Source organism: Mesotoga sp. Brook.08.YT.4.2.5.2. (assembly GCF_003351125.1).
Classification (GTDB): domain Bacteria; phylum Thermotogota; class Thermotogae; order Petrotogales; family Kosmotogaceae; genus Mesotoga.
Map to the genome: position 1 here is coordinate 33,325 of NZ_JPGZ01000016.1, position 14,696 is coordinate 48,020.

At 45.2% G+C, this 14,696-nt stretch carries 9 protein-coding genes and 1 pseudogene; 2 read left to right on the forward strand and 8 right to left on the reverse strand.

Annotated elements, in window-relative coordinates; genetic code table 11:
- Window positions 1–68: 68 nt before the first annotated feature.
- Entirely contained in the window at window positions 69–422 is a 354-nt protein-coding gene (locus Q502_RS05500) for a VOC family protein (RefSeq protein ID WP_099830020.1), read from the reverse strand.
- Window positions 423–460: 38 nt separating this feature from the next.
- Window positions 461–1,024 (reverse strand): hypothetical protein, encoded by a 564-nt coding sequence (locus Q502_RS05505; RefSeq protein WP_099830019.1) that lies wholly within the window; start codon window positions 1,022–1,024, stop codon window positions 461–463.
- 730 nt (window positions 1,025–1,754) lie between these two features.
- On the opposite strand from Q502_RS05505, the gene Q502_RS05515 reads away from it, so the two are divergent.
- Complete coding sequence (locus tag Q502_RS05515; RefSeq protein WP_099830017.1) at window positions 1,755–2,582, forward strand: serine O-acetyltransferase; 828 nt, start codon at window positions 1,755–1,757, stop codon at window positions 2,580–2,582.
- A gap of 202 nt (window positions 2,583–2,784) precedes the next feature.
- Here the strand turns inward: Q502_RS05515 and Q502_RS05520 are convergent, their stop codons facing one another.
- Window positions 2,785–4,977 (reverse strand): hypothetical protein, encoded by a 2,193-nt coding sequence (locus Q502_RS05520; protein ID WP_099830016.1) that lies wholly within the window; start codon window positions 4,975–4,977, stop codon window positions 2,785–2,787.
- A 671-nt stretch (window positions 4,978–5,648) separates the two neighbouring features.
- Between Q502_RS05520 and Q502_RS14590 the strand changes: the two are divergent.
- A pseudogene (locus Q502_RS14590) lies at window positions 5,649–6,761 on the forward strand (MrcB family domain-containing protein).
- Between the two features lie 501 nt (window positions 6,762–7,262).
- Here the strand turns inward: Q502_RS14590 and Q502_RS05540 are convergent.
- The 5 genes from Q502_RS05540 to Q502_RS05560 form a co-directional block, all read right to left on the reverse strand.
- Window positions 7,263–9,119 carry a beta-galactosidase gene (locus Q502_RS05540; protein ID WP_099830012.1) on the reverse strand — a complete coding sequence of 619 codons (1,857 nt, stop codon included), beginning with the start codon at window positions 9,117–9,119 and terminating at the stop codon, window positions 7,263–7,265.
- On the reverse strand, window positions 9,116–9,934 hold the full coding sequence (locus Q502_RS05545) for a carbohydrate ABC transporter permease (protein ID WP_099830011.1): 819 nt from the start codon (window positions 9,932–9,934) through the stop codon (window positions 9,116–9,118). The genes Q502_RS05540 and Q502_RS05545 overlap by 4 nt, the downstream gene beginning before the upstream one ends.
- Complete coding sequence (locus Q502_RS05550) at window positions 9,931–10,803, reverse strand: carbohydrate ABC transporter permease (protein WP_099830045.1); 873 nt, start codon at window positions 10,801–10,803, stop codon at window positions 9,931–9,933. Before Q502_RS05550 ends, Q502_RS05545 begins: the two co-directional genes overlap by 4 nt.
- A 423-nt stretch (window positions 10,804–11,226) precedes the next feature.
- Window positions 11,227–12,444 carry an ABC transporter substrate-binding protein gene (locus Q502_RS05555; protein ID WP_099830010.1) on the reverse strand — a complete coding sequence of 406 codons (1,218 nt, stop codon included), beginning with the start codon at window positions 12,442–12,444 and terminating at the stop codon, window positions 11,227–11,229.
- 15 nt (window positions 12,445–12,459) lie between these two features.
- A complete protein-coding gene (locus Q502_RS05560) occupies window positions 12,460–13,410 on the reverse strand; it encodes a LacI family DNA-binding transcriptional regulator (protein ID WP_099830009.1) in 951 nt (316 codons plus the stop codon).
- Window positions 13,411–14,696 lie beyond the last annotated feature (1,286 nt).

The window sequence follows — 14,696 nt, forward strand, 5'->3', positions numbered from 1 at the left end:
ATCTTTAAAGAAAACGAGCAAAACAAATATTATACAAGCCGGTGTCGCAGCAACTATCGTGCTTTCCCCTACTTCCTCTGTATCAGGCCGATCATATGGCCTTCTGGATCTGTAAAGAATGCAAGGATATTATTCCCAGATTCGAACGGCCCCTGGAGTATTTCCTGTCCCTGATTTTTGACTCTTTCAATGATCTCATCCATATCCTCGACTTCGATATATAGAGCCCTGTGAGTCGGAAGAGTCCCTTTGCCCGTGAATATGCCTCCGTTTATTCCTTTAGGGTCTCCGCTCTTGAATGAATGGAATTTCGTATCGCTAACTTCTGTTTCCCATTCGAAAACTTCCTCATAGAATTCCGAAAGTGACTCCCCATCTAGTGCGTTGATTTCCCAGTAAACAACTGGCATTTTCTTAGCCACTGAATTCGCCTCCTAGCGATAACGTATTACTGCTGAAGCTAATCTAGAGTTGCGGTACTTCCCCTTTGATTAGCCGTTGTAAACTCTGCTGAGTAGATCCGTTGAAAATGGTGTTTTCTGTTCTTCAACTTTCTTCTTTCGAAGAAGAAGGTTTCAACGGCAGCCCAGATGAAAACCCAACTCGCAATGACCAGAATTTCGTGAAGAGCGTACGCGTTAAATGATAATTCCGTAAGAATCGAAGCAATGCCCATGGCCAGCATGCCGACTACAATAAGAATGACACTTAATCTTGCCAGTCTTTTCAGATCAAGATCAATGTAGTAGACTAGCGGAACAAGAGAATCTCTGACCCTCGGAAAAAACTCTTTCATCTCTGATTCAGTTCCTTCGATTGAAACACTTAAGCCTCTTCTCAATGGAAGGTACCTGGTCCTCTCTTCAAGTAATTCGATAAGCTTTTCAGCATCATGCTTTCCAAATGATTTGTCTTCCACCTTGACATTTACGGTGCCGTCATCGGCTCTCTCAGAGTAGTTTTTCACACGCCTATCCAGCTCACTTGTTTCGACTTTCACCCTTTCTAGACTGGTTTTGTTCAAGAACTCCATCTCCCTGAGCCGATATTCATGCTCACCAAACAACCTGGCGCCGTTTGCCGAATGATTGCGATGAAAGATTATAAGTCAACCGCCACACAAAAGCGAAGGATTTACAGGACAACCGCTGCGCTAAGAGTTCGCGGAGTATGACTCCACAGAAGGCAGGAATTTCGTGGAATAACGATCCACAAATCTCCTTCATAGTCTCTATAGAATTATTCTCATGCGAAGAACGCTTCGTTCGTCATAGAAGTATGAGTCACTACAAGGGTCCTTCAGATGATCAATTGTCTACGCTTGATGAGCAGCTTCACTCTTTCTCGAACAATCGGCCTCTTTTTACTAGAGAGATACAGTCAGAACCTGTTCAGTAATGCCATGAGTATTTCCGCTCTGCGTCTATTCTTTTTCACGTAAAAACCCCCTTGAAGGATTGGAAATGACTGATAAGAAGGTCGAAGGATCTAAAGAAGGCAAAATACATCGCATCCCCACTTTCATCCTACCCAATTGACAGCGCGAGCAAAAGGCTCATGCAAACTCATCTTCTAACAATCTTGTAAAGAAGAAAAAACATGCAGACTAATCTCTAGCCTCCCGTTAACCAGTGACAAGTTTGAGAAGACAGCCGACGACAGCGCTTTCAAATAGGGCAATGATATCTTGGCTTGATTCGACTATACTTGAACGGAAGAGACTCAGTAACCGAACCTGAAGGGAGACAGTCTACGTGAATAGTGATTTTAGTGAGATATCACTCAGAATAAGTGGAGTATACGAGGAAATTGCCAAGACTCATTGCTCATCGAAGTCGTACTCGCTTGGGCATATTAAGCTTAAGACGATAGAGCTAATTCATCTTGTTAGAAAAACCTTCTGTCCGCAGCTTTCACATACGCAAATCGTTGACGGCCAAGAGATACTATCGGAGGCTTTGAATATTCTAGGGGAAATGATTATGGAGATTCGGCCTGAACTGGGAGAAAAAGGAGCAGAGAGAGTTGTCAAGGAATTTCTGGCTGAGTTACCATCGATTGCTGTGGCTCTTGTTAAAGACGTGAGAGCCGCGTTCGAAGGAGATCCTGCGGCTCAGTCGATTGAAGAAATCATGATTGCTTATCCGGCCTACGAGGCGATAAGCACGTACAGGCTTGCCCACATTCTTTACAAGCTTGAGGTCCCGCTGATTCCCAGAATAATGACAGAATATGCTCATCAGAAGACTGGAATAGATATTCATCCCGGTGCGACAATAGGGACGCACTTCTTCATAGATCACGGCACCGGTGTTGTAATAGGAGAAACCTGCACGATAGGACACCATGTCAAGATTTATCAAGGAGTCACGCTTGGGGCCAAGAGCTTCGAACTCGACGAAAACGGCAATCCGATCAAAGGGATAAAACGCCATCCCGATATTGGTAATCACGTCGTCATATACGCAGGAGCTACGGTCCTTGGAGGGAATACCGTAGTCGGAGACAACTGCGTGATAGGAGGAAATGTCTGGCTAGTTCATTCGCTGAAGCCGGGAGAAAAGATCTACAGCAATCCATGATGCCTCTTCTGAGGACTCCATTATTCGCTTGTGTTAACGTGACAATAATGACAAGCCAGTCACCTTCGGTGGCCAGTCTTTACTTCGCAAAGGCCAGTCTCGCTTTCAGCTGAGGCAGGTTCAGCTGCGACGGGCAATGAGATTTGCTCATCGCTTCCCTCTTTTTGGATGGCACTTTCGGGAACTCCATTGTTTTAAGTCATTAGCAGCTAGAAGAGTCAAGGTTCCTCGGCGTATTACTACTCCTCACTTCATCAAAAACCTTCTGCACTTTTTTAAGCCATTCCTTTCCTCCCCTCAGGTTGAGCCAGTCCCCTCTGAACTCTTCTGCAAGAGTCAGCGAATCGACTCTTTTCTGACTAGTGAGGTTGCCTCTTTCTGCTTTCTCGAAGTCCTTCTTATCGTTTCCTTCTTCCTCCAGAAGATACTTGATAAAGTCAGGGCAGTGGCGAAGAATGTTCAGAAGAATCTGTTCCGCTATGTCTAGCTCCCTGTAGGCATAGTTCTTCAGCGCCAATACTGCAAGAGCCTTCGGATGGCCACTGTGGTTCTTAAACTCCATTGTTTTGGCTAATTCATCGAACATTTTCATTCTCCAGCACACAAGTAATTTGCTCGCCAAGAGGTAGTCGTAATCATCCGGGCCGACAAGGGGGAAGACTTCTTCGATAACCCTCAGTGCTTCCCCGTAATCCTTCCGGTCGATCAAGCTATCCACATAATGTTCGATGACTTGCAGGAGTTCGGTGTTGGATGGACTCTCTTCGTTCTCTATAAGTGATGCCCACTTATCCTTTTCAACGATATCGTGAAGGACGTTCAAAGCGAGCTCGCCCACAACGTGAAGGAGCTTCTTCAGTTCGTCATTTTCTCTTGTGGAAAGGAAGAGAAGTGTATTCATGAACTCGAAGTTGAACCGGTACTTCTTGCAGTAAGCTACCATGGTATCGAATGCATGATCGATATCGTTCTGACTTATCGCTGAGTTTATCAGCGTATACATTGGCACTCTTGAATACTCAAGACTGCCGGTCTTCTCGAACGAAATGAAATTAGGTTCCTTAATCGATTTCAAGTTCGAAATTACACCATCAATCGCCGTTCTATGAGAATACTCGTCTGCCATATGTTTATAGATCACATCAAGATCACCGAAAGAATCCCGAAGAAGAGATAGGATCAAAGGCGGATCTGGTTTCTCATCTGTTATCTCAGAAAACTTCTTGCTGAAGAGCTCCTCGTCTTCAAAGTCGTATTTCATGCATAACAAGAGTCCCGATCGTACAACTGGGATTGTTGGCTCCAGCGTCTTCAGATATGCGACATACTCTCCCACACAATCAGTAGCCTCATCCTTGTCCAGGAGAGCGCTTGCAATAGCCATATTGGAGAACAGGGAAGCCTTCTTTTCTATCCCTTTCCAAATGTTCTTCAGTCTATCGAAAAGTTTGCTGAAATCATTGCACACGACAACTTCGTAAAGAAAACCGTCTCTCGACTCGTAGCTGGAGGAATTCAACATAATACCGAGTTCAGAATCACTCATCGAAGCGAACATCTTATTGATAATCAGTTTCGCCCTTGCTTTTTCTTCAGTCTTTCCACCTGCTGCCATGCTAACCGGCGCCAACAAGATATCCCCAAACATAATGTGAGACAGGCTCTTGATGAACTCAGTCACCTGATCCAGATTCAGTTTTCGATTCCTTATCATAGCCAGAATCGGGAACTGCGAGCTCAAATAACTCTCAACAGACGGTAATCTAAGTCCTACTGACGAACCCATAGTATCGGGCATCGAGTATGATGCCAGTACAGAAGGAACAATCTTTCTCAGGTCTTCCTTTAAGGAGCCCTCGAACTGCTCAGCATCTAAGTTTTCGCAAATGAAAGTCGTCAATTCATTACCCCAAAGGTAAATAGGAATATAATGCTCACTATTCACGAAATGTCTGAAAAGCGAGAGATTCTCTCTTACAAGTCCTCTAGATTCTTCGCGGTCTTTCTCTTCGAATAGGGAAAAGAATCTCTTCTTCAAGTCTCTTGTTGACTGATAATTCTCTTCTTGACCGGGTGAAGTTTCCTCTGCCTCATTCAGGGTGCGAAGAAGATCTTCGAGAAGGATGTCGGCTATCTGCTCCTTGACAACATGTGAAGTAGTCTTGTCTGAAAGCATAAGACCGGCAAGATAACCCCTGAAGAATCCGTTGCTCATTATCTTTTCCAGGGGCATGTCCAGAAAGAATCCATCCTTAAGTCCCTTCGCAAGCTCGATTGCTGTGCTTCTTTCAAAGAACGACTCAAGCCCTTCGAGAGTACGATATTCAATATAGGAATTCCTGCTCATCTCCAGTGCCTCCGCCAGGAGGGTCACCTTTACTGTCTCTCTATCCATATACCACCTCTAGCATGTGTAGTAGAACACAATAAATTAATCATCGTTCGTTTTCCAGCGTTATGCAAAGAGATGAAGAAATGTGAAAAAAAACAAATCGCTGGATTAATTGATCTACCCCAGCCCTGCTAAATCAACCTTCTCAGTTAAGCAGAGTCTATCCTTAAATAGGAAAGCGCTTTTCTACCGACTAGAGATCACTGAAGTGAACAGTAGTTCTTATGCTCATATTGGGAGGAAGCTTCCTCCAGAGGTCTCACGAATCTCTTTTTCGAGGGAACACTTCTTTTTAATCCATTGGATATTGATCTTCAGCCCTCGGATGATTGCTCCGCCTCTCAAGCTCTTTGGAATTTGTTTGCTGCAGAATATAAGTACCGGTAATTGCAGAGAGTGATTCCCTGCAATTGCAGGGAAAATTCCCTGTTAATGCAAGAGCCATTGCAACTTCCCCCGGAATTACCTACCCTTGTAGTTAGGACACTATTAGGGGGGGAACAAAGGAAAGCGTTTACTCCCATAGGGAGGTTGTTCTAGGGAGTCCAATTTTCATTAGGAATCGGAACAGTTGTGGTGTAGGCTCTAGTTAGCCGGATAGTCTCTTCAAACGTTATTGTTCCATGCGTGGGCAGTTATCGTAAGGAGGGCTTACGCGGGAAGCTATCAACCGAATCCTCAATAAGTATCTCATCGAAAAGCACAAAGAGTTTGCACAGAACAAGCTTGCACACTTTCTGAGAAGTGATGTTAGCGCCATGGTTCAGGAAATGGTGGACTCGGAGTATCCTGATAGGTTCAAGGTATCTGCGTCCCCCGGACAGGGGCAGTGGGCAGAGATTCCCTGGATAGGTGTTTTCGACAAAGACATAACAGAATCTCCTACAGAGGGTTATTTCGTGATGTACATTTTTACTGCAGACATGTCGGCCGTCTATCTCTCGCTGAATCAAGGCTGGTTATTCTTTAAGGAAACGTTCGGCGCAGAGTCAAAGCAAAAGATTTCTATAGCGGCGGAAGCCTATAGAAAAGTGCTGGGGCAGGAAGAGAGCTTCGACTACGATAGCATAACCCTGGGAACAGATTGAGAACTGGGAGTCGCTTACGAGTTGGGTCACATTTACGGAAAGAAGTATGAGAAGGGAATGGTACCAGGAGATGAAACACTTAAGACAGACTTGCTGGGAATGATTGCTCTCTACGAGAGACTCAAAGGAGTAATCGGCACTGAATTCCCGGAGGAGCGGATCAAGAAGATTATCTTCGAGCACGAGAGCGCTTCACAAGCATCTAATGATGCCAATATGGCCGATGTGAAGAGAAGTGAAGATGAGTCTATCAAGGAAGGAATAGGCAATGAAGGTCATCCTGCTGACATCAACTTCTTGACTCTCCAGAAGGTGAGCGAAAGATCCGGGTTGCCTGTTGACAGAACGGAAGAGTACCTGGATAAATTGGAGAAATCAGGTATCTGCTTATCCAAGACTATTGAGGGCGAAAAACACTTTCCGCTTGAAAGTCCTGAGTTAGTCTCAAGGCTCGATGCGATTCACAGCAAAGGACTATCTCTTAAAGAAGCAATTGAAACAATAAGAGAGGGTGACGAATTGGACTCAAAGAAACTTGAAGAGATGGAGCAGAGAATCGAAAAACTCTCAAGAAGCATTGACTCACTTTCCGCGCTGTTAAGTTCTCACGTTGCAAGATACCACTCAACACCTGAGAAGAAGGGTTTTTGCTATCATATCAAGCAAGCTTTCAAAAGCATCGGAAGTAAGAAAGAGTAACTGAGTTTCAGGGGGTGCGCTTTTCTGGCATACCGTTAGCTTCTTCGCTGCAGTCAAAGATCGGAGGACTGGCAAAAATCATTTGCATCAGAGATCGAGATTCAGACCAGCCAAACGTCATAATAGCGTTGCTAGCAGAAGTGCTGTATTCCCGTTAATGCTAAGGGATTCACGATTTCTGTGAATTGGTGTTGGACTTAACTGAAGAATATATCTCAGGGTTACCCTTTGAGCCCTGAAGAGGTCTGCGAATAAAGAGGCCGCAGTTGCTGCCGATCTTGTTCTCTTCAGGCTCGCCCGCGCTGGTGATTACATCGAAACCGTTTTCTCGCAGCCCTTCGACTAAGTTCAGGTGAACGGTGAGAGTGCCATCGTCCTCTACCGCCGATTTTACCTCCTTCTTAACGATAATACCTGAGAAGCACGAAAACAATCTGGTCCCAAGTTGTCACTTGAAAGGATTGCTTATCACTTAATCTTTGAGAGCGTGTTTTATAATGATCAGAGTTTCCTGACCTCGTGTTCCCTGAGGATATGCTCCTTCCCGTTTAGTTTTATCATTGTAACGTGCGAAAAGGGATTCAAAAGAATTGTCTGCGATCCATCCTTAATGATCCTCCCCGATTGCTCCACTCTCTTCTCTACCCCTGCTTCGACAAGCAGTCTTTCAAGAAACTCGGTGTCCGGGATAGAGCTTAAGTAGTACTTGTTTTCACGCTTTATTAGGGCTGAACTGCCCTTATATGGGCCGTCCAAGTAAACTCCCAGTATCTCGCAGTCATCCGCAGGGAGGATTCTTTCAGCAACATAAGAGCAGGAGAAAATCTGGCCAGCGAAAGATATGCTCACAGTCTCTTCTATACCACCTGCATCAATGACCCTTATACCAATAAGTTCGTTAAGAAAGCTGTCTTTGCTTTTCTTTATGAAGTTGTGACAATCTTTTTGGTCACTCATAGCAGTGAAGAAGACTCTCCCCTTGAATATCTTCAGCTGGTCGACAAAACTGCTTTCAAGCTTGAAACTCGAAGGAACGAAAGCAAATGAATACCCGTCCAAAGAGTCACCTGGAAAAACGAAATCAACGTTGTAACCGAGACTCCTGATTGCCTTGTAAACTGGCAAAATCGCATCGAGCAAGAGATCAAATCTATTGTTAAGATTGTCTGTCTCGTTTATCCAGAAATTCTCATAATCAATGTAAACAGCCGCTTCTCTCTGCGGAACGACCACGCTCCAGTCTGCCAGTCCGGCTATTACTTCTGAAAAGGCTTTTGCGCGTTCAGTTGGATCGCCGTCATAGTCGATTAGGCCTGTGTGAAACTGCTCCGAACCGAACGGCAATTGCCTGAACCTGAAAATCAGTGAACCAAATGCTCCATGGGCGAAAGACTGCTTCACCCAAAAAGAAAGCTGATCAGCACTGTGCCAAGTGTTCACGGAACGCCAATTTACCCTTCCGGGTTGCTGCTCCATTACGAGAAAAGGCTTCTTCTTGAGAGAACGCATTAGGTCATGGTTAAGCGCCTGGAGATCCGGATCATAATCCTCCGCTATGTAATTGTCCCAAGATACGAAGTCGATGGAATCTGAAAGCTTCTTATAGTCGATCTCTGTGAAATTGACCATAAGATTGTGAGTTATTGGAGCCTCGCTCTTTGGCTCAATGATCTCTCTCTGCAGATTATGGTAATTAATCGCAGAGTCAGAAGAAAACCTCCTATAATCTAGTACCAACGAAGGATTTGGAGATGTAAGGGTTCTTCTGGGCGGGTCTATCTCTTCCCATTTATTGAATGTCTGACTCCAGAAGACTGTCCCCCAGGCTCTGTTGAGGTTCTCGATGGAACCATACTTTCTCTTAAGCCAATGTCTGAATGAAGTGGCACAGTTCTCGCAGTAGCAGACCGTGGAATTATGACATCCGTATTCGTTATCGATTTGCCATGCGACTATCCTGGGGTCTCTACCAAAGTGGTCTGCAAAAGCCTCAACAATCCTTGCCGTTTCCTTGCGATAGATGGTCGAGTTGAAACAGTAATGCCTGCGACTGCCGCTTGCGATCAACAATCCGTTGACATCCCTCTGAAGTATCTCGGGAAACTCCTTTATCAGCCAGGGTGGAGGCGTGCAGGTGGGAGTCCCCATTATAACTTTTATCCCTTCTGAATCGAGAAGATCAATAACTTCGTCAAGGACAGAAAAGTCTATTTTGCCTCGTTCCCTTTCGATTATGCTCCAGGAGAACTCTCCTATACGTACCACGTTCATTCCCATTTCCCTCATCACTTTTACATCTTCTTTCCAGCGCTCGCGAGGCCAGTGCTCTGGATAATAAGCCGCTCCAAACCATTTCATCCTTTAACACTCCCAACTGTAAGTCCTTCTATGAAGTACCTCTGGAAAAGAAGAAAAACTACCAGAGGAACAACTGCTGCAATTATAGACCCTGCAGCCATCACATTCCAGCTCGTAACCCACTGACCTTGAAGATTGACAAGACCCAAGGTTACAGGCTTAAATCTATCACTTTGTATAAGTATCAGAGACCAAAGATAATCGTTCCAGATCCATGTAAACTCGAGAATTCCCAGAGCTGCCATAGCAGGTACCACGAGAGGCAAGACAATTCTTCTGTAGATCAAGAAGTGACCCGCTCCGTCAATCATCGCGGCGTCGAATATGCTTTCAGGTATTGTCTTCATGAAGTTTCTCAGGAAGAACGTGCAGAACCCAAGCTGAAACGCAATATGAAAGAGAATTACACCGATATAGCTATCGTAGATTCCGAAAGACATCGACATACGATACACGGGTATCAAAAGCATCTGAAAAGGAATCAACATACCGCCGACAAAGATCATCAAGATAGTTTTGGAAAGCTTGAAATCGTACCATGCCAGCGCGAATGCGCCCAGACTAGAAAGGAATAGAGCGCCAAGAACTGAAGGCACGGTAATTATGAATGTATTCAGGAAATACCTACCCATATTCGCGTCATTCCAGGCAGTTGCATAGTTCTCAAGCCGAACTTCTTTTGGCGGTTCCCACCATCTTCTTCCTAACATGAGTTCATCCATGCTCTTCAATGAAGTAAAAGCAGTTATGACAAAAGGCATTAGCCAGACAAGAACGAGGAGGGTGGCGAATATGTAGAAAAGGGTCCTCTTCATTCGTTTTCGACCTCCCTTTTCAACACGTTCCGCATATAAACCACTATGAACACCAGGGTGATAAGGAACTGGACAGTAGCAATAGATGATCCATAGCCCATCCTGTAATTGTTGAATGTCTTAATATACATGTAATTTGCCATGACAGACGAAGAATAGAAGGGCCCTCCGCGAGTCAGAACATAGACGATATCGAAGGCTCTGAGCGAATCGATAACGCTTACTGTGACAGCCACTATGGTTGCAGGCTTAAGCATCGGAAGCACGACGTTCCAGAATCTCTTCCAAGGACCAGCGCCATCGACCGTGGCAGCTTCGACCAGTTCCTTCGGAACACCCTTAAGCCCGGCAAGAAAGAGAACCATAGCATAAGAAATCTGCCTCCAAGACGCTGCCATTATCAATGAGTAAGTTACTATGGAGGGATCGCTCAACCATGAAACACCTTTGAATCCGAGCAAGGCCAAAAAACTGTTCAAAACGCCGCTTCTTGGTTCGAGAATCCAGGACCAGATTTGTCCAATCACAACGAACGAAAGTGTCATAGGGAGGTAGATCAGTGTCTTGTACACCTTATTTCCTCTAAAGCCTTGGTCGAGCAAAATAGCAATTCCGAGCCCGGCAGGTACGCATATCAAAGCAAATCCAATCAGCCACTTAATGTTGTTTACTAGGGAAACAATGAAATATGGGTCCCTGAACAACTCTCTGAAGTTGTCCAGGCCAATTATTTCCATAGACATTGAGACCCCGTCCCAGTTGGTAAAACTGAGAAGAAGCGTACTGATCAAGGGATAAATGACCCATATAGAATACATTGTGAGAGGAAGGGCTAAAAAAGCCCAAGGAACCCATCTTCTGCTTTTCATTGTTTCCTCCAAACCAAGGTAATCTTTGCTCATATCCTTCTCTTGAAGCCTATTATCCAACTTACGATTCCCAATGCGTGTCCTCTCTGTTTCAAGACCCTACTTTCCATGTTTCCCCCGCAACTGAGTCCTGTCTGCTTGCGTGACTGTGCAGTTAAGCAAAGAGAAGTGCTCAGAGAAACACCTAGATGTCTTGAAGTCAAGATCTAGTAACTTTTCTGATCTCTTGACAGTAGCTAAGTCGTTTTCACAAGCACCACTGTCCGCCAGCCCTAAGTACAGATCAAGACAACATTATCTGATGCCACTGACAGCATGCGAATAATCATGTCAGTTTTCAAGAACGATGACGTACTTCCTGACTTATCGTAAATAATAAGGACATGAAGGGCGGCTCTTCACAAACCGCCCTTCATGTAATTCTTACTTGTAGATTCTGTTTCGTTCGTTTTCGAGATTCTTCAGGATTGTGTCGAGTCTGGAAGGGAAGGTCATGAACTCAACAAAGCCATTCATTCCGGCATTAGCCATCTCTGGATCGGTATCTCGATCATAGAACTGCATTACTCCATCAGATGAAAGTATCATTTCCAGGCCTTTCTTGGAATGGTCGTCCGGCGCAGGAACATGCTTGTTTGCAGCTAGTCTTCCCAGTTCTGTAGCAAAGTATTCTTGCGCTTCCTTCGAAGCGATAAATTTGAGGAATGTCTTTCCTGCTTCTTTGTTCTTGGCATTGGCTGGCATCATGAAGCCATCGATTGGTGTATCCTCAAACAAGCCGATATTTCCGTCAATTACAGGGAACCTGAAGAAGTCAAGATCCTCCTTCACGCCGGCTGGAGCAACATCCTTTATGAACTGTCCCATCAGATACATACCTGCTTCACCGGTGAAAAGATAGTTGGCAGCTTCCTGCCATGTGTAGGACGTTGCATCCTTTATGAAATACCCATTATCTACAAGCTGTTTCCAGTATGCAAAAACCGCCTTCATTCCGTCATCCGTATATGGGATTTCTCCATTTGTGAGCTTAAGTGCGTATTCGATTCCGTTTACTCTCATGTTTAGATAATCAAAGACCCCTGCTGCAGTCCAGAGATACTTTGTTCCTATAGTTATCGGGATCATGTTGTTTGTCTTGAGAGTCTCGCAAACGTCAAGGAATTGCTTCCAAGTGACAGGTACGGTAATTCCAAGTTCTTCGAAAACAGATTTCCTATAATACACACCCCACCAGTACCACGATTGCGGCAGAAAGTAGATCTCGTCTTCGTAGCTGGAAGCGCTCACAAATGCCTTTGGAAAATCTGCTTCAAAGCCATCTTCAAAGATATCACCAATTGGTTCGAGGAGATCCTTGCTGGCGAAGTATCTCATTCTCTCACCTGCAAACCAAGTTACAACGTCTGGTGGATTGGATGAAGTAAGCCACGTTCTGAGGAGAACTTTGAAGTCTTCATGAGCAAATGTGTTGACAGTCACTTCATAGTCTGGGTACATAGACTCAAACTGTTCTACCAGTTCCTCAAATACCCTCTTCGGTTCCGGGTCTGACATGTAGGAATTAACAACGAGTTTCTGGACTCCCAAACCAACCAAAGCAATTGAAACAAAAAGAACAGCCAATAAGACTCTTTTCATTTCGCCACCTCCTATTTATGCGCTCTTGCGCAGTATGAATTCCGGGGTGAAAACTCTTTTTCTAACATCTTCACTCAGTATTGTTTTGAAGGCTTCCTCCACCATGCTGCGAATCGGAATTCTTAAAGTTGTTATGCCTGCTATTTCTGCCATATACACATCGTCATATCCAATTACTTTGACGTCTTTTCCGACTTCAGCTCCTCTTTCCTCTATAGCCCTAATGACACCCATTGCCATCATGTCGTTGTAGCAGAAAAAGGCTTCGGGAAGCTTGGGCAGTTCCTTCACTGTTCCGTAAGAAGCTTTCCAATCAACTTCAAGATACAACACTCTCTCTTGTCGTACGTCTCCAAAGCCCCTCAAAAAACCCTCCATTCTGCCTCTAGTAGTGAACTTTCTCGGATTCCCCATGATCAACACGACATCACTGATTCCGGCACTCCTGAGATAGGAGCCCGCCTTTGCAGCACCGGCGATCTCATCGATAGAGACCTCGGAAATCAAATCATGCTCAAAATGAACTCCAAAGGACACCACATCAGTTCCCGAACTGATTACATCTATAAGATGAGAACTCTCATATCCTTCAGGAGCAACTACAATGGCGTCAACCTTGATATCGAGAAGAGACTTCAATGCCTTCTTCTCCTGGTCAAGTCTCTTGCTCGTGTCCGACACAATGACTGCCATGTTATTCTCTTCTGCAAGGTCCTCGAGGTCCCCAACTACCTGCGAATAAAAGGGGTTTCTAATATCGGAGACCACAATCCCGATTCTCCCAGTTTTTCCACCCCTGAGAATTCGCGCATCTTTGTGAGGCTCGTACCCAAGCTCCTGTATTGCACTTAGTACTTTGGACTTTGTTTCATCGCTCACTGAATCCCTAGAGTTAATCACTCTAGATACAGTCATCATTGATGTGCCCGCCTTCTGTGCTACTTCTCGTAAGGTGGCTCTCTTCACTACTTACCCTCCTTGATCGTGTTAACGTTAACAGTTAACGTTAACATTATACATTCTGTTATCCAACTCGAAAAACGTGGAAATCTCTCCTCAAAACCAAAGAGGGGCACTCTAGATCGAATATCTGCAAAATGCTCAGTTAGACGCAAAAGAACGATGCAGGGTTAGGTGAGCAAGAGGTGAGTCAAGTTCTTGCGCAGTTACCATAACTAGGTTTCATACGCAGAGAGAAGCTGACCTTAAGAGAAAAAGAGAGCGAAGATGTCGTTTGCCGTGAATCCAACGAAACATAAATACTACCTACTTCTTTTATTCGAAGCGACACACTGTACTATGAAAGATACGTTCTTCTCTGGTCACTGAACGCTGTGAGATGCTCTTCTCTGTTGACCGTCCCAGATCATAAACCCGTTCACCGAAAAGGTCAATCGAGAAAGAGCGCTTTCGAGAGGATCGCTGCGCTCACGAGAAGAGAGAAGAACCAGTCACTGGTGAAAGAAGACGCAATGCCGCATTCGGCGGGACGCAAGGCGCCGAAGAACATCGACGGACGCAAGGCTGGCAAAGACCACGCCAGGTCGCAATGCTGCCTTCGGCAGGAGACGATTATTAAGCCTGTCTGTTCGCACAGACCAGTTTCGGCTTTGCGAGACCAATAAGAAGCATCGAGAAAGAGCTGTTAGAGACGGTCGCTGCGCTCACGAGAGAACCGAGATCCTGACCGGTATCATGTCAGAATCACATAAGAAAACGGCTGTCATCCCGATATGCAACTGATCGGGATCTCGAGTCATAGATCCGCTGCGCGCTCAACAACGAAGACCCGCTGTTCGCTGGAAAGAACCGCTGAACGCTTAAGAGCAGAAAACTCGTTGTACGCTGTGAAAAGCCAAGACCCTAGTCACGCCTTTACCGATCTTTTCATTCTTGTCGGAGAACGGCGAACCGATAACGGATAACCGTTTCTTATTCAACTCGCAACTTGTCTCTTGCAACTGTTTTAAAGAACGAGATTCTGGCCAGGTTCACGCCAGAATGACTGAAAGTCAGAAAAAACTTTCATCGCCGTAGAGCTCGTAGAGCTCCTAGTAAGAGAGGTTCTTGGTTGTTGTAAGAGCAAGAAAAGAAGCACCAAATTCGTTTCGCCCGAAATTCTTCCCCCTCATGTCATCCCGTAGAGCCCGCCCTGAAAGCCTGCCCCAATATGCCCCTTTGGGGGTTCCTGTTCAGGGATTCTGTGGGGTCTCATCTCGCGCGTATCGCGCGCGCTCTATAGAGGCGACAGG